At 34.7% G+C, this 20,616-nt stretch carries 19 protein-coding genes and 1 pseudogene; 8 read left to right on the top strand and 12 right to left on the bottom strand.

The genetic code is table 11. The features are described from left to right. The first annotated feature begins 215 nt into the window (after window positions 1-215). On the top strand, window positions 216-1,589 hold the full coding sequence (locus BFU36_RS07530; protein WP_069283083.1) for an APC family permease: 1,374 nt from the start codon (window positions 216-218) through the stop codon (window positions 1,587-1,589). 214 nt (window positions 1,590-1,803) lie between these two features. On the opposite strand, the gene BFU36_RS07525 is transcribed toward BFU36_RS07530, so the two are convergent. Together BFU36_RS07525 and BFU36_RS07520 are read right to left on the bottom strand one after the other, a co-directional pair. Then, window positions 1,804-2,532, bottom strand: coding sequence for a glycosyltransferase (locus BFU36_RS07525; RefSeq protein WP_069283082.1), 729 nt, complete (start codon window positions 2,530-2,532; stop codon window positions 1,804-1,806). A gap of 416 nt (window positions 2,533-2,948) precedes the next feature. Then, complete coding sequence (locus BFU36_RS07520; protein ID WP_069283080.1) at window positions 2,949-3,503, bottom strand: hypothetical protein; 555 nt, start codon at window positions 3,501-3,503, stop codon at window positions 2,949-2,951. A 456-nt stretch (window positions 3,504-3,959) separates the two neighbouring features. Here BFU36_RS07520 and BFU36_RS07515 point away from each other — a divergent pair, with 456 nt between their 5' ends. From BFU36_RS07515 to BFU36_RS07500, 4 genes are all read left to right on the top strand, one after another. Beyond that, window positions 3,960-5,036, top strand: a complete 1,077-nt coding sequence (locus BFU36_RS07515) for an amidohydrolase family protein (protein WP_069283078.1) — start codon at window positions 3,960-3,962, stop codon at window positions 5,034-5,036. A 10-nt stretch (window positions 5,037-5,046) separates the two neighbouring features. Continuing rightward, window positions 5,047-5,472, top strand: coding sequence for an iron-sulfur cluster assembly protein (locus BFU36_RS07510; protein WP_185957817.1), 426 nt, complete (start codon window positions 5,047-5,049; stop codon window positions 5,470-5,472). Continuing rightward, the gene (locus BFU36_RS07505) at window positions 5,469-6,494 is read left to right on the top strand and encodes an NAD(P)-dependent alcohol dehydrogenase (RefSeq protein ID WP_069283075.1); all 1,026 of its coding nucleotides are present in this window, start codon (window positions 5,469-5,471) and stop codon (window positions 6,492-6,494) included. Before BFU36_RS07510 ends, BFU36_RS07505 begins: the two co-directional genes overlap by 4 nt. Before the next feature lie 361 nt (window positions 6,495-6,855). After that, window positions 6,856-8,871: a GH116 family glycosyl hydrolase gene (locus tag BFU36_RS07500; protein WP_069283073.1), complete on the top strand. Its 2,016-nt coding sequence runs from the start codon at window positions 6,856-6,858 to the stop codon at window positions 8,869-8,871. Window positions 8,872-9,049: 178 nt separating this feature from the next. On the opposite strand, the gene BFU36_RS07495 is transcribed toward BFU36_RS07500, so the two are convergent. The 5 genes from BFU36_RS07495 to BFU36_RS07475 form a co-directional block, all read right to left on the bottom strand. Beyond that, a complete protein-coding gene (locus BFU36_RS07495) occupies window positions 9,050-10,585 on the bottom strand; it encodes a class I adenylate-forming enzyme family protein (RefSeq protein ID WP_069283072.1) in 1,536 nt (511 codons plus the stop codon). Between the two features lie 180 nt (window positions 10,586-10,765). Beyond that, complete coding sequence (locus BFU36_RS07490; protein ID WP_069283071.1) at window positions 10,766-11,443, bottom strand: helix-turn-helix domain-containing protein; 678 nt, start codon at window positions 11,441-11,443, stop codon at window positions 10,766-10,768. A 162-nt stretch (window positions 11,444-11,605) separates the two neighbouring features. Then, window positions 11,606-12,541: a nucleoside hydrolase gene (locus tag BFU36_RS07485; RefSeq protein WP_069283070.1), complete on the bottom strand. Its 936-nt coding sequence runs from the start codon at window positions 12,539-12,541 to the stop codon at window positions 11,606-11,608. Further along, window positions 12,538-13,929, bottom strand: coding sequence for a cytosine permease (locus BFU36_RS07480; protein WP_069283069.1), 1,392 nt, complete (start codon window positions 13,927-13,929; stop codon window positions 12,538-12,540). Before BFU36_RS07480 ends, BFU36_RS07485 begins: the two co-directional genes overlap by 4 nt. A 178-nt stretch (window positions 13,930-14,107) precedes the next feature. Next, complete coding sequence (locus BFU36_RS07475; protein ID WP_069283068.1) at window positions 14,108-15,517, bottom strand: MFS transporter; 1,410 nt, start codon at window positions 15,515-15,517, stop codon at window positions 14,108-14,110. A 614-nt stretch (window positions 15,518-16,131) separates the two neighbouring features. Here BFU36_RS07475 and BFU36_RS14250 point away from each other — a divergent pair. From BFU36_RS14250 to BFU36_RS14240, 3 genes are read left to right on the top strand one after another with little or no spacing between them, the layout of a single operon-like run. Beyond that, complete coding sequence (locus BFU36_RS14250; protein WP_231961077.1) at window positions 16,132-16,308, top strand: hypothetical protein; 177 nt, start codon at window positions 16,132-16,134, stop codon at window positions 16,306-16,308. Beyond that, the gene (locus BFU36_RS14245; protein WP_231961074.1) at window positions 16,295-16,522 is read left to right on the top strand and encodes a hypothetical protein; all 228 of its coding nucleotides are present in this window, start codon (window positions 16,295-16,297) and stop codon (window positions 16,520-16,522) included. The genes BFU36_RS14250 and BFU36_RS14245 overlap by 14 nt, the downstream gene beginning before the upstream one ends. Beyond that, window positions 16,482-16,721, top strand: coding sequence for an IS200/IS605 family accessory protein TnpB-related protein (locus tag BFU36_RS14240; RefSeq protein ID WP_069283066.1), 240 nt, complete (start codon window positions 16,482-16,484; stop codon window positions 16,719-16,721). The genes BFU36_RS14245 and BFU36_RS14240 overlap by 41 nt, the downstream gene beginning before the upstream one ends. A gap of 56 nt (window positions 16,722-16,777) precedes the next feature. Here BFU36_RS14240 and BFU36_RS07460 read toward each other — a convergent pair whose 3' ends face one another. The 5 genes and pseudogenes from BFU36_RS07460 to glcT form a co-directional block, all read right to left on the bottom strand. Further along, a complete protein-coding gene (locus BFU36_RS07460) occupies window positions 16,778-17,434 on the bottom strand; it encodes a helix-turn-helix domain-containing protein (protein ID WP_069283064.1) in 657 nt (218 codons plus the stop codon). A 22-nt stretch (window positions 17,435-17,456) separates the two neighbouring features. Beyond that, window positions 17,457-17,721, bottom strand: a pseudogene (locus BFU36_RS13585) (zinc ribbon domain-containing protein); the annotation flags it as partial. A gap of 33 nt (window positions 17,722-17,754) precedes the next feature. After that, entirely contained in the window at window positions 17,755-18,864 is a 1,110-nt protein-coding gene (gene glcV / locus BFU36_RS07455) for a glucose ABC transporter ATP-binding protein GlcV (protein WP_069283062.1), read from the bottom strand. Window positions 18,865-18,866: 2 nt separating this feature from the next. Next, window positions 18,867-19,757 (bottom strand): glucose ABC transporter permease GlcU, encoded by an 891-nt coding sequence (gene glcU, locus BFU36_RS07450; protein ID WP_069284660.1) that lies wholly within the window; start codon window positions 19,755-19,757, stop codon window positions 18,867-18,869. Between the two features lie 5 nt (window positions 19,758-19,762). Beyond that, entirely contained in the window at window positions 19,763-20,599 is an 837-nt protein-coding gene (glcT, locus tag BFU36_RS07445; protein WP_409349240.1) for a glucose ABC transporter permease GlcT, read from the bottom strand. Window positions 20,600-20,616: the final 17 nt, after the last annotated feature.

Here is a 20,616-nt window from a genome sequence, read left to right as displayed (position 1 = left end):
TTTGAACTACCGTTAACTATTAACAGATAGTTTACATTATTTATATGTGTAGATATTTCCTCCCATTCATAAATAGCTTTACTCGTTTCGTAACTTTTTAGATAGATTAAAATCGTATATATTAAATAAACTTTAGATTTAAGGTTTATATTTTTATAGAAGATTCTTTCAACTTCATAAAAAATGCTTAAATCCGAATATGTTATTTACGAGTTATGCCGAATAAGGATGACAAATACCTAGCCAAAAATTCAATAACATATAAGGAAGTATTAGCTCAAGGTATAGGTGGAGCAGCTCCTGCTATGGCAAGTTTAGTTACACTGACAGGGGCAGCGGCATATACGTACGCATCACTCCCGTTAGCTATGGTATTAGCCCTATTTGCAGTATTATTGGACGCCACCAGGCTTTCAATAACCGCTAGATATGTTCAGAGTGCAGGAGGTATCTATGCCTTCATTTCCTATGGATTTGGAAAATTTGTAGGTTACTTAATAGGTTGGGCTTACGTACTTTATACGTTAACTGCTCTAGTCTTCATCTACTTATCAGTAGGTGTATTCTTACCTGCAGCTTTTAGCGTCATTGGTCTTAATACGCCAGATTGGCTTTGGTTACCAATAGTTATAATAGTGTCACTGTTTGGTGGAGTTTTATCATACTTAGGTATAAGACCATCCCTAAGATTTTCCCTAATAATGAGCATGCTAGAAATAGCTTTCATAATTGGAACCTCTCTGCTAATAATGTCAAAAGTTCCACCGGATCCTAAGACATTTACCCCCGCTTATGCTCCCTCTGTTTTCAATATAGGTGTAGGCATGGCTTTCGCTTTTTTAGCCTTTGCTGGTTATGAGACTACATCAGTCCTCGGAGAAGAATCAGTAGACCCTAAGAATACTATAGCTAAAGGAGTTTTCACTAGCGCGTTACTTGTTGGGATTACTTACATTTTGGCGAGTACTGCCTTCGTTACTGGATGGGGAGTAAACAATATGCCTAGTTTCTTCAATAATTTAGTCCCTGGAATAGTGTTAGGTGTAAGATACGGAGGACTCATCTTAGGATTAATCTTAACAATCTTATTAATTAATAGTGGATTAACTGACTCCGTAACATTCTTTAACACGGTTTCCAGAGTGTTGTTCGCGATGGGAAGGGATGGAGTGCTGTCAAGAAAGTTGCACGAAGTACATAAATTTAGAAAAACCCCTTACATAGCGATATTTTTCTCATTAGCCTTCTCATTAATATACACTATAATTTTCTCATTAGTTATAGGTCCAGCTAATGTGTTTCTGGCTGTAGGTATAACATCGACTTTCGGATTCCTCATTGCGCTATTCTTCGCCAACATAAGTCTATTGCTAATATTAAGGAGGAATAACGCCCTAAGTATATGGAATATATTGTTAACAATCATAATAAACGCTATAATATCGTTTGTAATATTCGCAAATATAATCACTACATCTGTAAACATTCCAGTATTAATAGGTGTGATAACGTTCTTAGTATGGATGATAGTTGGCGTAATCTATTATTACTCAATCGGAAAATATCAAGTAACAGAAGAGAAAAATTAATTTTTTTAAAATTCAATTAAATCCAAATATTATACGTAAATATTTTTGGTTTGTATCAAGCTTCTCCACTAAAACTACTATCTGCAAGCTATAACACTCTTAACGTTTATTTCTTATTCTCTTAGGTAAAATATAGCTCTCAAATATCAATACTACAATATAGAAACTTTAAGAATATTCTCAAATTATTGGCAAGGAATTAGGTGGAAAAATGCTACCTTAGCTTATTGAGTATGTAGCTTTGAACCTTATTGAATGTATTAGTGTGGAGAATCTTTCTAAGTGGGGAGTAGTAAACCCTCAACTTGACTAGGGATAAGAACATTAGTATTATTACTTTAACCAATTTCTTAGATATTTTACTGTTGCTTTCATCATGAATATAGCTAATTTCAACTTCCTTTATTTTATACCCCCTTCTCTTAAAGGCGTAAATCAAGTTTACATCAAATAGTAAGTCATTTATAATTAATTCGTCTATTAAATTACTGACTTTTTCCTTATCAATTAATTTAACGCCCGATTGAAAATCGGAAAATTCTGCTAAACTAGGAAAGAATATTTTTACCAGTAATATAAACGCTTTATGCAAAAATCTTCTTCTCAATGGCATGCCTATAATTTTTCTCTTGGGTAACACTAGATCAGCATCAGTTAATAATATCTTTTCAATGTCATTCTTCATTACCGGCAAGTCAGCATCTAACAGAAGTATCTTTTTATTCATTGATCTAATGATTCCATCTCTGAGGGCTGCACCCTTACCCACTCTGGTTTTATACTCTATAACTTTCACTCCATACATTTTAGCTACTTCTGCAGTGTTATCGTTACCATCGAATAGTACGATGATTTCTGAGTTAGGTAACCAATCTTTTAAAGAACCCAACGTCTTGTTGATTCTTTTCTCTTCGTTGTACGCTGGTATAACAATCGACAGCATTTTTATAGAACTACTCCTTTGTAATTTAAAAGCTTTACTTTGCGTAATATCATGAACATTAAAAAGTGATTAAAAGTATTTCGATTGGAATACGATTATTGTTCACTTTGTCCTAAATTTTCTTTCGTAATACTTAAAAATTTTATGCAGCTAATAGGAAAGTTCCTAACTATTTTAATATGAATTAATGTGTGTATCATAAGGCGTATTTAACTTTCAATTAATTATTATTTAAAAACCTAAAAAAAGATTATGGTACTAAAGTAACTCTATCCTAGTATATATAGTAACACTACAAGAAACTTAAAAGAAACTATTCCTAAAAATCTTAAGGCTGACAATATTATTAGGCTCTTATTTAGTGATTTCTTATACTCTCATAATATTTTATTCATAAAAACTTCAGTAATGACGTTCTAATTAAAATACGAGTAAATCAATTCTCTCCTTTGTTTTATGGGCGAGAACTTCTGATTAATATCAATCTCCTCATTGGAAAATACCACGAACTCAGTTAATGGAGACATAGCTAACTGCTTTCTCCATAAATTTTTTGCAAAAGCATATATTTCAGTGTAAAAATCCTCATACTTTAAGCCTAACGGTTTCGAAATCCAATAAGCGTACTTTAACGATGGAGTCTTAAACTCACCTCTTAATAGTTTATATAACCCGCCTTTTCCATTTCTAGCCATTTTGGCGATTATATCGTGCACCCGTTTAGTACTGGGATCGTTTACTATAGAATCGTTAAGTATATCCAAAGTTTTAGAACTTTCTATAAAATACCAGTCCTCGTATGCAGATTCATTAGACCAAGGGACATAATCGACTTTTACTACTATAGAGCCTAGGTAACCTTTGACCTTGACGTTATTATTATAATACTTATGAAAACTTATCAATGCATCATCATATTCCTTTTCAGTAAACTCACTTCCTCTTTGATGCCAAAACACATATGCTAACATTCTATCTTATTCTAATATCTTCCTTTATTATATTTTCGGATAATAAACCGGAAGTAATCTAGTGTATAACTGACTTCCTCCCTGCCATAAATGACGAAACTCACTTTCTAAAAAGTCTAGGAATGCATGCTTATATATAGCTTATTGGCGTTATAGATTTTCCTATGCGATATGCCTTTTACTCATAAGTACTATCGTTGTGTAAATTGTGGTTATGAGAAAGATCGTGGTGTTGTTATAATAATAATACTTATGGTAATCCGAGTGTCTTAACTGCCCCTTAAAGATAAGAGATACAATTCAGAATCGATGAGGGGAACCCCTCTAAAGGGGGAGTTAGTTTTACCACCTTATATTTATCATCCACTACATCAAATTCGAACTATCTTAATCCTTATTATGCTTATTATCACGATAATCCTTATATGCTAAAGAGATAATATTAAATTGATTAATATGATAATAGTTGAAACCCAAGAAGGAAAAAGGCATGAAATACCGGTAATAGATTATCACGTCCACGTTTGGAGAGCTGATGAAGATAATTGGCTAAGACCAGAATTAGGTAAAGGATGGATAAATTGTTTTTATGACTACCATAAGAGTCTTAGCCCAGAAGATTATATCATGGATTTTAACACGTTCAAGTACTATGGGCATAATAGAATGATAGAAGATGTAATGATTAAGGGTTATGTAGATGTTGCCATAACTCAGCCCCAGTATTTACTTTACTTTTATAGAAGACCTTTTGGCAATACTGAGGAGTTTGGAAAGTTAGCATTAGAAAATCCCTACAAGTTTGTTATAGGTACTAGATGGGATCCTAGAGATGGTGAAGAGGGTAAAAGGCAACTAGAAGAAGACGTTAGAAAGTATAGGGTTAAACCATGGCAAATGAAGCACGTAAAGTTATACACCGCTGAATGGAAGGAGATTAATGGCAGTTTATCCAGAGGCTGGAGATTAGACTCTAAAGAGGCTTTCGAGTTCATAGAGTTCAGCAAATCATTGGGAATAGAGATATTAGTCCCACACAAGGGTCCAACGGTTTGGCCTTTAGATAAGGACGCATTTGACGTTAAAGACGTTGACTCTGCAGCATCATCTTTTCCAGAGATGAAATTTGTTGTAACTCATGTAGGCTTACCTAGATTAGACGACTTCTGCTGGATAGGGGTTCAGGATAAGAACGTTTACGCTGGTTTAGCTGTTGCGACAGCTTTCATAAGGAAAAGGCCTAGATATTTTGCCCAAATCATGGCTGAACTGCTCTTCTGGCTAGGACCGGATAGAATACTTTATGGTTCAGATTATGCAATATGGAATCCAAAGTGGATAATAGAGGACTTCATAAAGTTCGAACTACCTAAAGATATTGAGAGAGAATATGGTGTTGAATTGACGTTAGACGTGAAGAAGAAGATATTATATGAGAACTCTGCTAAGTTATGGGGAATTCCGATAGAAGAAGTGGTAAAAAGAGAAGATGAGATTTCTAAAAGAAGGAACGTGTTACAAGTTAAATTATAAGTGATTGAACATGAATATAGAGGATATAATCAAGGAGGTAATAGATCCAGAAACTAACAATTCCATTATTGATTTGAAGTTCTTGAAGGGTTATAATATCGATAAAAATGGTAAGTTGACAATTACTATTTCTCCTCCAACCTTCTTCTGGCCGCCAATATTTCTTTATATGATAATGGAAGATATTAAGAGAAAATTACCTAATGTAATAATAAACGTTATTGACCATCACGATGCTAAGAGATTAAGTGAATGTATCAATAGAGGGTTAACATTTAAAGAATGTTATCAAGATGAGGCAATAGGAAATCATTATGAAGAGGTTAGGAATAAGTTTATGGTAGAGAAAAGAGGTAAAGAAGATAGATTAACTAAACTTTCGTTAAGTATAAACGGGGAGTTCTGCAAACTAATAGCTGAGGCGAAAGAGAAATGAAGGCTGTAAGGATTCACGAGTATAATAAACCATTAAGTGTAGATGAAGTCCCAGAGCCTAAAATTACCTCGCCTTATGACATAATTGTTAAGATAAGAGGGGCTGGGGTTTGTAGAACTGATTTGCATATCCAAGAAGGAGTATGGAAGGATATCTTTAATCCAAAACTACCTTTTGCAATAGGACATGAGAACGTAGGAATAGTTGAAGAAGTTAGTGATAATGTTGATTGGCTACAGAGAGGGGATCAAGTAATATTACACCCATTTATAACTTGTAGGAGATGTAAGGCTTGTAGAGCTGGAAATGACATGCATTGTGTTAATGGAAAGTTTCCAGGTTTAGATGGTACTGATGGAGGATATGCAGAATATCTGAAGACGTCAGCTTTTTCAGCTGTAAAGGTACCTAAGGGTGTTGATTTAGTTTCGATGGCTCCATTAGCTGATGCAGGATTAACTGCATATCATGCAGTAAAGAAAGTTTCTAAAGAACTTTATCCCGGCACGTTTTTAGCAATAATTGGCGTAGGAGGTTTAGGTCATATAGGTTTACAAGTAGCTAAAGCATTAACATCAGCTAAAATCATAGCAATTGATATTGATGAACGAAAATTAAAGTTCGCAAAGGAGTTAGGAGCAGATTATACGATATTAGCTAAGGACGCAATAGATGAGATTAAGAAGATAACTGATAATGTAGGCGTTGACGTGGTAATTGATTTCGTAGGTGAGCATAACACTCCTAGAGATTCGCTTCAAATGATAAGGAAGGGAGGGTTGTATTCTATAGTAGGTTATGGTGGAGAGTTCAGAGATCTAACGGTGGATTTCATCAGCAGAGAGATAAGCGTAGTTGGAAATTTAGTAGGCACGTATAATGAGTTAGCTGAACTAGTTGAACTATATGTCCAGGGTAAGGTGAGGGTAAATGTTAAGACTTTCTCACTTACAGAAGCTAATCAAGCTTTAGAGGAATTGAAGAGAGGACAGATATTAGGAAGAGCTGTACTAATACCATAAGTCTTCCATTTTATTAAATGAGTGATACTAATTCTGATAGTGATAAAAAGAACGGCAGACCTCGCCCTTAGGGCAGAGAGGAGGTCAGATTTTTCTTAAACAATCTTAAAGTAAAAATTCATTTTATTGATTTTAAACGGTAGATATTTAATGGAGTCTGACAAAGGAAGGACAAGCCTCGCCCTTTAGGGCGGGGAGGAAGTCAGCACTTATGTGATAGAGTCTTCTTTACAAACGAAAGGAAAGACTCACCCTTCAAAGTGGGGTCTGCTTTAATAAAATTCTCCATCTTAATTCGTGGTTTAATAACGGCGCTAAATTCACATATGACTTTATAACTAACATCATTAAAATTTAAAAAATGGTTATTTATAGCAGTGACAGTAAACTCTCGTCTGGCGTTCCTTTAGGAGGAATAGGGGCTGGTAAGATAGAATTAGATAATAAAGTGAGGATGGTAAATGTTTCGATATTAAATAATTGGAATAATCCCATAAGACTGCTTAGGGGTTTTCACGTTTTTATAAAGCCTAGAGAGAAATCTCAAGGATTCCTCTTTCAGAAGAATAGCGGTTTATCAACAATTAGGGAATATCAAGGAGAAATTACTTACGAAGGAAGATATCCTTTTGTTAAGGTATTAGGTAAAATTGATAACATTTCAATCAAGCTAGAAGCTTTCTCACCTATAATCCCCCGAGATTTAAAGAATTCTACTTTACCCGTAGTAGGCATTACTATAACTATAATTGGAAGCAAAAATGGTATAATATCTATATCTATGCCTAACATAATTGGAACTACTAGTATAGGAAGGATTAACGAAAGAATTAGTGATAATGCAGTTATACATAAAAATCTTAAAGCAAATGAATACGATCCAGCTAAAGGTGATGCAACATTAATAGTAAATAAAGCTAAACATATCATCACCCAATATAACTTAAAGAAGAAACCAAGTGAAAGTTTGAATTATTGGTTAAATCAGTACGAAAACGAAGAGCCTTGGCAAAATTTGGACAAAGATAAAATACCAGTTGATGATATCCACGAAGTTCAAGGTCATAGAGATGAACCTGCCAGTATAATAATATCGGAATATGAGGAGAATGAAGAGGTAAGATTTGCTTACTCTTGGTATATAACAGGAAAATATGTATTTTACCCTTATGGACATTATTACCACAACTTCTTCAAGAACTCTTACGAAATTGCCAAGTACTTCATGGAGAACTATGAAGAGTTAAGGAGAAAAAGTGAAGAATGGCATAAAAATTTGCCAAACTATTTTCCAGATTGGCTTAAAGATGCAATAATAAATAGTGCGTACATACTTTCTACAAGCACTTGGCTTGACGAAAAGGGGAGGTTTGCAATCTATGAAGCACCAGAGAACTGCCCCTATCTAGGTACGATTGGGACTTGTTATGAATTTGGTTCATTACCAGTTTTATTAATGTTTCCGGAATTAGAAAAATCGTTTCTTAAAACCCTTTCAAGTCAGATTAGAGAAGACGGCTATGTTCCACATGACTTAGGATACAATTCCTTAGATTCTCCAATAGATGGCACAACTTCTCCACCAAGGTGGAAAGATATGAATCCAACATTTATTTTATTAGTATATAGATACTTCAAGTTTACTAATGATTTAGAGTTCTTAAGGGAGATATACCCTAGCTTAGTCAAAGCAATGGAGTGGGAGTTTGACGTATGTAAGGATGGATTACCCTACCTGGAGGGAGAAATGGACAACGCGTTTGACGCTACTATAATTAAAGGTCATGATAGTTACACTTCTTCTCTGTATATAGCCTCTCTAATCGCCATGGAGCAAATCGCTAAGTTGATGAAAGATAATAAGACGCTAAGTAATGTAGAGGAGAAGCTAAAAATAGCAAGAGAAGTGTATAGAAAGATGTTCAATGGAAAGTATTTCAAACCCTCAGATAATTTGGATGGCTGTTTCATAGCCCAGATTTTCGGAGAATGGTGGACTTCTTTACTGGGATTAGAAAAAATTATGGAAGAGGAAAAAATAGTTAGTGCGTTAAATTGTATCTTAAATTTAAACGGTAATGCATCAAAGTACTGTACTCCAAACTTAGTTAGTGATAAGGGCGAAATAATGAATTACAGCCAACAGACTTACTCCTCATGGCCCAGAATGGTCTTTGCCATTTCTTGGCTGGGGTATAAGTATGGTATTACAGACTTCTTGAAGTTAGCTGAGAAGGAGTGGAAAAATCTAGTCGAGAATGGATTAACTTGGGATCAGCCTTCTAAGATTAACGCTCGTAATGGTAAACCTGAGCCTATTGTAAACTATTTAGACCATTACATAGGTAGTCCTAGCGTCTGGAGCTTTCTCTTCTAAAATTAGAGCTCCAACCTCTTCCAACACCTTAAAGCGCCTAGATTTATCTCCCCTTTTTAACGAAAGCCTATTATAGATGAAGTTAATACTCTATCGATTCATTAGGAAGGCTTACAAAGTGAGGAAAAAGAGGAAGGCGCTCTATCTATACGTTAGTTCAATAGCTTCACCAAACTAACTAGCCTAAGGAATCACCTTTGAAAACCCTTCTCATAATTTTCCCAGAAGGAGTTTTAGGGATCTCATTCGTAAATCTGACCTCTCTAGGAACCTTATAAGGCGCTAGATTCTTCCTACAGTGATTAATGATATCCTTTGCTAATTCTTCTGATGGAATAAAACCTTGTCTTAACTTAACGAAAGCTACTACAGCCTCTCCTCTGTAAGCATCTGGTAAGCCGACTACTGCTACTTCATCAACTGCAGGATGCTTATAGATAACCTCTTCAACCTCTCTGGGCATTACCTTAAATCCAGAGGTATTAATTATATCTTTCTTTCTGTCCAAAATGTAAATCCATCCGTCAACTATTTTACCTAAATCCCCAGTTGGAAGCCACCCATCTTTAAATTCTCCTAACTTCCAATAACCTTTAACCACTTGAGGTCCTCTAACAAGTACCTCGCCATCTTGAGCTATTTCAATTTCAGTTTCGTAAACTGGTACTCCGGAACTAACAATATCCGTTTCTGGATCAATCGGTAACTTTCCTTCATAGGGATAAGGCCATAAGGTAGCTGGAGAAGTAGTTTCTGTTAATCCCCAAGCCATGTAAATGTAAGTTCCAACTTTAACTTTCCATTCCTCTTCTAAAGCTTTAGGCATAGCCATTCCTCCAGACGACCATACTCTCATACTAGATAGATCTTGTTTATCGTACACGTTTAACATTGCCCTATAGGTAGTAGCGACAGCCATAGTAATTGTAGTCTTCTCTTCTTCGACCGTTTGTAAAGATAAATTGGGATCAAAGCGGAAGAACGTTGATATTGATGAGCCAGAGTAAATTGAGGTAGTTATGTGAAATATTTGCCCGGTTATGTGAAAAAATGGGGCTATACCTAATACTTTATCATTTTCATTAAATTTAAACCACTTATTATATATCCATGTTGAAGCATAAATATTGGCATGAGTTATAGGCACTCCCTTGGGTTTTCCCGTAGTCCCGGAGGTGTAAACTAGTAAAGCTATATCTGATGGCTTTACATCTCTTCTTATCCCCTTCTTATTGCTTTTTAGATCTAACATTTCCTCACATTCATCATTTATCTTCCATTTCTCCTTATACTCACTGGGAATTTCTGCAAAAGTGTTAGGATTTGTAGTTATCGTCTCTATGTTAGCCTTAGTAGCCTCACATGAGGCTATCATTAACTTCGCTCCAGAGTCATTAACGAGAAATTCTAATTCTCTAGCAGAGTAAGCTGGATTAACTGGTAATACAATCCCCCCTAAACTCCAGACTGCGTACTCAACTATTATGAACTGAGGTATATTTTGTGTAGCTAATATTACCACGTCTCCCTTGTTTACTTTTTCTGATAATTGCTGGGAAACAGAGTTAATCATTCTTAATAAATCATCATAGTATATATTCCTCTTAAAGTATGATAAGACAACACGATCCTTATATTTGTGACTACTTTCCTCTAAAATTTTTGGTTGTATAATTGGAATGTACAATTCTTTTGCCTCTTCTCCCTTAATCATGAATTTTCCACCTCTTATAGGAAGCTAAAAATTTTTATGATGAAAGATGTCAGAGTTATACTTGTGGAAGACAATTTAAATACCATATACTTTACAAGTATATCTAGAAATTGATAAAGGCTATTCTATATAATACTAACCTTCTGCCCGCCCTAAAAGGCGAGGTTTGCCGTTCTTTTATCAAACTAAGTTAGATAATTTCCTAAAAATGCTTCTCATAGATAGGGATACATACATCTTACTTTTACCGAGCTCTTTTGCCACATCATCTAGTCTCATCTTCCTAGGAGAATTTAAATAACCTAGCTCTCTAGCTCTAGTAATAACTTTTCTTTCGTTATCAGTTAATAGCATCTCTCCTACATTCCTAGATATCGCTTTAAATAAGTTTTTCTCATTTAAATCTCTTTCAGTGAAGTTTATAATTTCAATTCTACTATCACTTTTTTGCAAACTGTTAACAAAGGTTTTAGGAGGTATGTTAAGTAAAACATCATAATACTCTAAGCCATCCTTAATAGTAGCGTTTATCAGTAATACTCCCTTAGAGTTAAGTCTACTTATTACTGCTTTATCAGCATCTTGAAGCATTGATATAATGAATACTGAGTATCTATTCGTAGTTAAAACGTTCCACAAGTCATAATTTATTATGCTACTATCCCTATCTAAAGCATACCTTAGCTTCGATTTACCCTCATCACTCCTACCCCTAATCATTGTAATTCTGTTCGCTTTAAGAATTCCAAAACTAGAATACTCTACGTTAATAAGGGAATCAGCATAAGTGAAATTTGTTAGCTCAGACCAACACCCGTTATGCTTTATTGTGAGACTTACATAAGAAGTATCTCTCATTGATTGAATTTATAATGTTTATACATTATAAAACTTATGTCTAATTAGTGTTGAGATTCTTGAGAGGAAAAAATATGCATTAATCATTCAAAGAAGTCATCCTAAGTATTAAATTAACAAAAGACAATAATACACTACAGTATTTAAAAAATTCCCTTAAATTTAAAACCAGTTAAGTAAGTCATATAACATCTCTAAGAATTTTCCCTCATTTATCTGATATACTAATTCGACATTAGGTTCTTTCTTCCATATAGATAAATAGTCAACCACAGTCATACCTCTAGTTAAACAATCGCAATTCTCTATATCAATATAGTGTTTCTCCGAACTCTTTACTACACTATCATGATCTATAGCTACAGCTGTAGTAATCAAATCTGGATGAGGATTTCCTCTCATCTTCTGTCTAGTCATGGCATAGTTTCGATAGTAGGTGTAAATATCAACATAAAAATTAGCCATCCTTGTATTAATACTCATTATCTTCTTCCAATTTTGTTCATCTATAGCATAATTAACTATCACATCCCAAGGAACCATAGTTATATTAAAGCCAGCATTAAATACTATCTTAGCTGCATCAGGGTCAACCCATATGTTATACTCAGATACTGGCGTGATATTTCCTCTTCCCCATGCTGTACCACCCATGACCCAGACTTTCTTAATCTTATTTACTATAGACTTATCTTTCAAGTAAGCTAATGCGAGATTAGTTAAAGGGGAAATGGCTAAAAACTCTAGCTCACCAGCATATCTATCTGCTATTTCAACTATTGCATCCATAGCCTTTTTCTTATCAGCAACCAACTTTTTCGGTAATGTTACCTTATCCCCTATTCCTCCTTTTCCATGAACCTCTTCAACAGTTCTAAAACTTTTTATTAACGGTCTATCACTACCTGGATACACTTTAATGTCTTCCCTTCCAATGAACTCTAAAGCCCATAATGCGTTGTTTATTTCTTGTTCATAAGATATATTTCCCTCAACAATTGTTACTCCCTCAACTTTTACGTTATTTCTTAGCAACATGTATAAACTCATAATATCATCTTCGGCCGTATCACAATCAATTATGAAAACTCTACTCATTGTCTCACCTTAATTTTTAGTATATCATGACCTCTTATCCTCAATAACAAATAGTAAATAAGGGCTGATATTAAGCTACCTAAAACTTGATATGGGAAATAGTTAGACACAGCTCCAAAGACGTCATAATAGTTTAAGGCTACTCCTATTGCCAATGCTATTATACCATTCCAACCAATTGATTTGGTTGCTTTATAGAATACAGTAATTGGTGCATTTCTTAATGAAAAATAATAGTCCACTATTAAGATAAACGTAAATGGAAATATCACATCACCTACTAGTAATAAGAAGTTCTCTACATAATTAAGTATTCCTAAAATTGCTAATATCGTAGAGATAACACCTAAACTTAAGGTAGATATGGGTTGAGAAATCTTATAGGACTTTATCCTCTTGAAGAAAACCTCAACAGCTACTAATAAGTCAGCTACAGCTGGGTACAAGTTCATTGCATTAGTGTGGATTATAGCTATTGACGCACCTATAGCTGCAAATATTACCCAAACTGGATCTCCCGGTCTATAGATGGCTGCTAGGTTCCAATTTCCGGTAGTAGCTTGAGATATGTATCCTAATATTCCCATCAATAGTACTGGTAACATTATTCCTAAACCTGGGGAAAGAAAATAGGCTACTGACCTCCCGTTATAGGGCTTTGCAAATCTGGTTACAGTAGTTATCTTATATGACCATGACAGTATGGAGAAGGATAGTATCAAATCCATATCTAGACCCCAATTTATGGGAGAAGAAGGCTGTAACAATTTATTTAAGTCTGGATGGAAGGCAGAGAATAGGTAATAAGTTAATATTGCATAACTTATCACGAGTAAGGGAGCAGTATATTTGTAGAAATAGTTTAACCATTTTGCTCCAAACATTACTAGAATTATTTGTAATATGCCAAGAATGATAGCCCATAATACGAAGGATAACCCACTTGTAGCAGATAATATCTGTGCACCTACAGCTAAGTTAAGTCCAAACCAACCCATGTTAACTATCGTATATAACATTGAGAGAGCGTTAGCAGGATAGTATCCAAACGTTCCTCTAGCTTGGACTAATGACACAATTGGTTTCTGTCTACCTATTTCAGAGAACAGTCCTGCTGGAATTATTCCTATGATAGTTGAGAGCAATATTATGACAATAAAATATGGTATACCAACACCATATACGAGTAAGCCTGCTAAGGGAGTTGCAGCAGATGCACTAGCCATTGCCCAGAAAATAAATAGTGAAGCATAGCTCATGTTTCTCATCTTGTTTGGGATTGGAAGAATTCCTATTGTCTCCATCTCTCTACCTACTTTTCCAATCTCTGGTATTCCCTCTGATGCAGCTTTGATTTTCTCTTCTAATTCTTTTTCATCTTCTGGCATCGAGATTAATATAGAGAAAGGACATATATTAAATATACTATTTACAAGGGAAAAGGGAAACCCGTTATCTATAGTGAGGAGGAAGTAAGTTAGAATAGAATCACGTCCATATTTAAACTAATAGAATAATTTTTCATGTAAAGTTTCGAAGAATATAAAAAATGTAGCTTTAAAAAAATTATGTAGCTTTAACTACTTCTTCCACATCTACTAACTTATATGTTCTAGTATCATAACCTATTATCAAACCTATTATGCCGGTAATAATGCCATATGCTGATAGCCCTAAAGTAGTAGTTACTGGATTTAGTGTGACTCCAGCGAATCCTATGATTATTCCGATTACAGCAGCAGCCTTCACAAAAGCGTATCCCCAACCAGCGGCTGTACCTCTTTCAGCTGTCCCAAAAAACGCATTTATCGATGTCATTCCTTGACTAGCAGGACCTATAACGTGGAAAAAGTAGAATAGGAATGAAAAGAACACGAAGAAGGGTAATGGTAAGTGTAGAATGTATGTTAGTGCTATTAATCCCACGGAAATACCTTCTCCGACAGCACCAATTACATACTGTGACTTCGTACCTATCCTAGGAGTCAGCCATGCAGTTAAATACCCTCCTATTACCCCTCCTAAATAAAGTATTGCTGAAGCTATCAGAGTAGCTAAAGGACCAACTAATTTTAAGGCTAATAAAATATATGGTATATAAAAACCAAATGTGTAAAAGATGAAGCTCTGCTCAAAGTTACCATTAAATGAATACACTAACTCCCGCCATTTATCGGCTTTAAATATACTAAATGCACTTTTAACCCCCTTAGCTACTGGTCTCAAGCTCACATCCACGTCTGGTATTGGTAAATCAACTCCATAAGTTTGTTTTATTATCCTTTTAGCAGTAGCTAACTTACCTTGATATGCTAACCATAATACTGACTCCGGTATTTTACTTCTCAGCCCTAATATAATAGCAGCTAAAACTCCCCCAATTATCATAATTACTCTCCATAATATAGGAGTAGTCAAGCTATGTTCTATGAAATAGAATGGAAATAGTATAAGAAATATAGTTACAAGATACATTATATACCACTGTAATTGCCATAAATTACTCCAAAATAACCTCTGATTTTTTTCTAAATATTCAAAAATATATGCGAAACCAGTAGCAGTATCAGCTCCTAATGCAAAACCTAAAAGACCTCTGAAGACAGTTAGTTCATAAATGTTTGCCGATATCCCCGCTAATATAGCCATTAATACGAAGAGTATCATATTCAATATGAACATATTCCTCCTTCCTATTCTATCGTTTAGCCAACCCCCAGCTATAGCTCCTATTACTGCCCCTAATTGTATTACACCTATACTAAAAGAAATTAATATTGAGGGAACGTGAAGAAACGTATTTTGTATCGATTTTACAGCAAAAGTTATTGCTGCAAAATCATATGCATCCAACCACAATGAGGCTAAGGCTATTATAACTATATACTTTGCTGTAACATTCTTTTTAGATAAGACGAAATTATATACCTCTTTTATTCCGTTTTCTATTTCTTGTCTACTGGGTTGTGATGCCACAAGAGTTTTCTCTACATAGGGGTTTAAATAGATTTACGTTAACAAGTTAAGATTGATTCATTATTTTATCAACTATTAAGATTTTATATTTAGAATTTAAAATAAATTTACAAATATTAGGAAAATATTCTAGTTAAACGTTATAGATAAGTTAGAAAATGCTATTGTTGTGCCGACTTCTGACCTCGTTCCCACCCTAAAGGATGATGTTTATCCTCTTTTTTATCAAAGCCTGCCCTATACGTGAAAAACTTAATTCATAACTACATTACAAAGTTAAGGAAAGCCTCGCCCTTTAGGTGAGGATGAAAAGTATATAAATGTTTTCCCATTCTATATTTAAGGGCTAAGAACGAGGTGGGTTAGGAATCTTGGCTACTCTAAGCTTTCTGATTTCCCTCTCCTATTCAGCCTTATTCAAAGATATGAGATAGGTTTAAAATATGTCCTTAATTGGTTGAGGGAAAGTAAGCTTGAGAAGAACTTGTTTAAAAAAGTCCATAGGTAGACTTATGAATTTTTAAAAGAGAGATTTAGCCTACACCCTAAGCTTGCCCAAGACTACTATAAGGATGCTATAGCAATATACAAGAGTTAGTTAAAAAATCCCAAACGTGGTAGGTATCCTAGAAAACGTAAAGTATCAGTTTGTTGACTCCCATAAGTTAGATCTTGAGGGGATAAGGGTTTGGGTTAGGCAAGTTTATGAGTTACCAATACTGGGTTATCCAAGGAATTTATCGTTTTACAAGGATTGGGAAGTGAGAGAGGTTAGTCTTGAGGGATGGTAATGCATTTTTGAAAGTCTCTCTTTTAAAGAGTGATGAGTCCTTAGCTAAGGATAGTGTTGATATTAATATGAGTGAAATCGTTGTTGGCAAAGATGATTTTAATTACGTTAGAATACCAACACGTCTAGATGATGCACATCATTATAAGAGTTTGCTGCCCCTTCAGGAGAAATATGATAAGGAATGGAAGGGAGAACGAGAAAATATTAAGTAGGGATTTTCATAAGAAGGCTAAAAATATACTGGAGGATTCTGTTAAGAAAGTTGGTAAGTGGATTGTCGATACAGCTAAACTATTTAACGTTTCAGCTGTTTTCCTAGAGGATTTAGATAATATGATTAAGAAAGTTAAGAGGTTGCCAGTAGATTTTAGGGATAGGCTATATTTGATACAATATCATAGGATACAATAGTGGATTGAGTGGGAGGGTAAAAAGCATGGTCTAGTCAACATGAGTCTGATTTCAAATTAAAGATTATTTTCTTTCACATACGTTTTAACAAGTTTATTCATCGCCCTCCTTAAAGTTTGTAACGTTGCTGTTTTGCTAATTCCTAACTGATTTGCTAAATCTTCTAGATCTATCTCCTTAGGCCAATTGAAGTAACCTAATTTGTATGCCTTGTAAATAATCTCCTTCTCCTTAGATGTTAAGGAATTCCTTGCGCTTAACAAGTTATTTTCGAGTTCTCTGTACTTTAGGGTATAAGTTACCTCTTTGAGTTTAGCTAAAGCTTCCTTAAATGTCTTATCGTCTATCACTATGAACCAATTTTCAAGCCCTTCATATATATTCTCAGAAACATAGAAAGCTCCGTTGTTTATAAGTATCTCAGATATACCGCCTTCCAATTTTGCGGTAACCAATAAAAGAGCCCTCACTTCATTTTTTGTATTAATTCTCTCAAGAATCTTCACTTTGCATATTCTTTTATTCTCTTTTATCCAATTTATCAAATTATTTAACGTAAGCAGATCAGACGTGTAAACCTCAGCAATGATATTTTCTTGACCTAAAGAAGAGACCCTATTTTTCATTAAAACTCTTAGTTCAGTCTTGGGATATCTCTCAGTGAATAAGGACCAATCTTCATGGGATAGTACTATATTATAACTTTTTATCACAATATCAATTTTCCACTTAAGCCTAAATAACTTTAGATGATAATAACAATTCTGACTTACTCCTAGCCATAAATAGCGAGAGTTGCCCTCGTCGATTAGTAATTACATCTCTCATATGTCGAGAGGGTCAGAGACCCCCTCCCATACAAATTCATTATTCCAATAACATTCCTATCATTCTCATAACCACAATTAACACAACGAAAGTATCTATAAGCAGCTTCCTCCATCTTACAACCACACTTTGGGCAATGGGTAGATGAAAAACTAGGATTAACATAAACAACCTTTAAACTATAAAAATATTTTGTGGAAAAAAATTATGTTATCATTTTTTCTCTGTATAAAATATTTTTGCCATCTTTACTGAAAACTTTTACCTTTCCAGCCCTTATTAGTAGATGCTTCTCTGAACCTATCTCTAATGGTTCATCTGAGTCTACTATGATCTCTATATCCTCATTTGATATAGGATTTACGATTATCTTAAAAATTCCAGAACTATAACTAACTAACTTTACTTTAACCATACCTACGTCCATGTACTTATCTTTCCTTTCATCAGATAGTGTTATATCATCTGGTCTAATTCCTATTATAGCCTCATCTATATCGTCTAACTTATAGTCTAAAGGTATGTTTAAATTTCCTACTATAGCGTAATTCTTTATAATTTTAGCATTTATTAGATTTATTTCACCGGTTAACCTTGCTATTATTTCACTTGCAGGGGACTCATAAATCTCTATTGGGTTTCCTATTTGAGCGAATTTCCCTTGTACAATAACTCCAGCTCTATTTGCTATTGCAAAAATATCAGCTGGGTCGTGAGACACTATAAGAGTAGTTAATTTTCTCTCCCTCTGAATTTTTCTAACTAATGCCCTAGCACTCTCCCTAACTTGAGCATCTAAATTACTAAACGGCTCATCCAATAAGAGAACCTTTGGATCTTTGACTAATGCCCTAGCTAGAGCCGTCCTTTGCATTTGTCCTCCGGACAATTCTTTAGGATATCTATTTAATACGCCACCTAATCCTAGTTCATCTGCCACTTCCTTTACTTTCGGTTCTATTTTATCCTTAGGCACTTTTGCTAATTTTAACGGAAAAGCAATGTTGTCAAATACTGTCATGTTAGGATATAAGGCCCAATTTTGAAACACCATTGCAATCCCTCTTTTTTCCGGTCCTAAAACAACTCTTTTCGGTTCAGATACCACCTCATTACCAAAATAAATGTACCCATCAGTAGGCTCTTCAAGACCAGCAATTAATCGCAAGAACGTAGTTTTACCGTGACCACTAGGTCCTAAAACTCCAAAAGCAGTTCCGCTTTCTAGTGTTATGCTAATATTGTCAACTGCCCTTACCTCAGTTTTACCTTTCTTAAAAATTTTACTTAATTTTTCAACTTTTATATCCACCATTTTCACACCCCTTTAGCTCCTCCTCCTAATGCTGCTAACCCACGAATGAAGTATCTTCCAAGAAATATAAATATTACGAGAGGAATTAAAGAAGATATTACTCCCGCAGCGAATGACCTATTATATATTAGGGCGTAAGCTGCGGTATAGAATCTGGCTGCAACCGGTAACATCAACATGTTTGGAGTGTTAGTTAATATTAAAGGTATAAAGAACTGGTTCCACACTTGTAGGAAGACAAATATTAACGTTGAGAGAAATCCGGGAAAAATCAATGGAAATACAACTCTCCATAATATGGTCCAATCACCAGCACCGTCAATTCTTGCCGATTCCAGTAGATACTTAGGTACAACAGGGATAAATATGGACATTAGTAAAGCTGACGTTGGCACATAAAATATGAGTAGTGCAAATATTAATCCTTGATATGTATCATATAGGTTTAACGAAGTTTCCATCTCAATTAAGGGAAATGTTACAGTCTCTATAGGCAAGAAAGTTGCTAATGCCAAAATCGAAAATAAGGTATTACTTAGAATATTGTGCTTTTCGCTTAATATAAAGAAGAAATAGGCAGTCATCGTACCTAATACTGTGGATAATAGTACTGAAGGTATCACTACTATTAAATATCTTAACATAGTTGGTTCTAGACCAGGTATTGTTGCATAACCAAACCACGCAAAAGCATATGCTTCTAACGACGGTTTGTTAGGAGGGAGAAGAATTGAGGTACTAGCTGCCTCGAGGTTAGACTTTAAACCTCCCAAGATCATGGCATATAAGGGGACTAACCATAAAATTATAAGAATAGCTGCAACTAATTCGAGTAAAGCGTACTTAATAACATTTAACGTATAGTTTGACCTGTTCACGCTTCTTTGCCCCATTTTACTCACCTTCTGAACACCCATCTCTTCAATCCGAGTATAGCATAAGGTATGATCACTATCGCAGCAATGATTGCTACTAATACCGATAGCGCTGACGAAAGAGAGAAATACTCAGTGCTGAATAAAATATAAATATATTCCACAAGACTCATCATATTAGGATTCGTAGGGCCACCTATAGTAAATGGTACTGTGAATATTCTGAAAGAAAATAAGAATAGTAAGGCTGTAGAGACTATCATTCCGTTCATTGAATTTGGCAATATTACTCTAAATAATATGTATAAATTATTAGCTCCGTCTATTTTAGCAGCCTCTATAATTGATCGATCTACACTCATATATGAGGCTAAGAAAAATAGTACAGCTAATCCGGTATATGCCCAAGTCTCTATGATTATCATACCAGCATATACAGTGGGCTCAGTAGTTAACCAAATTATGTTCGGAAAATGAAATACCCTTAGAACAAGGTTTATACCAGTTTGAGGATTAAATAACCATTGCCAAGTAATAGCGTAACTAGATGATGGTACAGCTAACGGATATAAGAATATTGATAGATATATGGCTCTTCTTATGTTGCTTTTAATAAAGTATAATATTCCCGCCACTAGAATTCCTAATACATCACCTATTATCACAGCAGATAAGACGTAAACAACAGTGTGAGTCAAAGCCAGCTTAAAGAAATATTGAGAGACTAACGACTGATAAGTAGATATTCCCGCAAAGCTAGGGTGAAGATTAAAAAGGGACCAATTCAAGAAAGAGAAATATACATTTAACACTAATAAATATATCAATATCGCTCCAAATATAAATCCGGGAATGGCCATCAATAATCCTTGTTTAC

The sequence above is a fragment of the Sulfolobus sp. A20 genome, from assembly GCF_001719125.1.
GTDB lineage: Archaea > Thermoproteota > Thermoprotei_A > Sulfolobales > Sulfolobaceae > Saccharolobus.
Note: the sequence above shows the minus strand (reverse complement) of the source record. Positions and strands in the feature narration are given on the sequence as shown.

What these genes read in the sequence shown, in the direction of transcription:
- BFU36_RS07530 (WP_069283083.1), top strand. Translation starts at nt 216, where the DNA reads ATGCCGAATAAGGATGACAAATACCTAGCCAAAAATTCAATAACATAT.
- BFU36_RS07525 (WP_069283082.1), bottom strand. Translation starts at nt 2,532, where the DNA reads ATGCTGTCGATTGTTATACCAGCGTACAACGAAGAGAAAAGAATCAAC.
- BFU36_RS07520 (WP_069283080.1), bottom strand. Translation starts at nt 3,503, where the DNA reads ATGTTAGCATATGTGTTTTGGCATCAAAGAGGAAGTGAGTTTACTGAA.
- BFU36_RS07515 (WP_069283078.1), top strand. Translation starts at nt 3,960, where the DNA reads ATGATAATAGTTGAAACCCAAGAAGGAAAAAGGCATGAAATACCGGTA.
- BFU36_RS07510 (WP_185957817.1), top strand. Translation starts at nt 5,047, where the DNA reads ATGAATATAGAGGATATAATCAAGGAGGTAATAGATCCAGAAACTAAC.
- BFU36_RS07505 (WP_069283075.1), top strand. Translation starts at nt 5,469, where the DNA reads ATGAAGGCTGTAAGGATTCACGAGTATAATAAACCATTAAGTGTAGAT.
- BFU36_RS07500 (WP_069283073.1), top strand. Translation starts at nt 6,856, where the DNA reads ATGGTTATTTATAGCAGTGACAGTAAACTCTCGTCTGGCGTTCCTTTA.
- BFU36_RS07495 (WP_069283072.1), bottom strand. Translation starts at nt 10,585, where the DNA reads ATGATTAAGGGAGAAGAGGCAAAAGAATTGTACATTCCAATTATACAA.
- BFU36_RS07490 (WP_069283071.1), bottom strand. Translation starts at nt 11,443, where the DNA reads ATGAGAGATACTTCTTATGTAAGTCTCACAATAAAGCATAACGGGTGT.
- BFU36_RS07485 (WP_069283070.1), bottom strand. Translation starts at nt 12,541, where the DNA reads ATGAGTAGAGTTTTCATAATTGATTGTGATACGGCCGAAGATGATATT.
- BFU36_RS07480 (WP_069283069.1), bottom strand. Translation starts at nt 13,929, where the DNA reads ATGCCAGAAGATGAAAAAGAATTAGAAGAGAAAATCAAAGCTGCATCA.
- BFU36_RS14240 (WP_069283066.1), top strand. Translation starts at nt 16,482, where the DNA reads ATGATAAGGAATGGAAGGGAGAACGAGAAAATATTAAGTAGGGATTTT.
- glcV (WP_069283062.1), bottom strand. Translation starts at nt 18,864, where the DNA reads ATGGTGGATATAAAAGTTGAAAAATTAAGTAAAATTTTTAAGAAAGGT.
- glcU (WP_069284660.1), bottom strand. Translation starts at nt 19,757, where the DNA reads ATGGGGCAAAGAAGCGTGAACAGGTCAAACTATACGTTAAATGTTATT.
- glcT (WP_409349240.1), bottom strand. Translation starts at nt 20,599, where the DNA reads ATGGCCATTCCCGGATTTATATTTGGAGCGATATTGATATATTTATTA.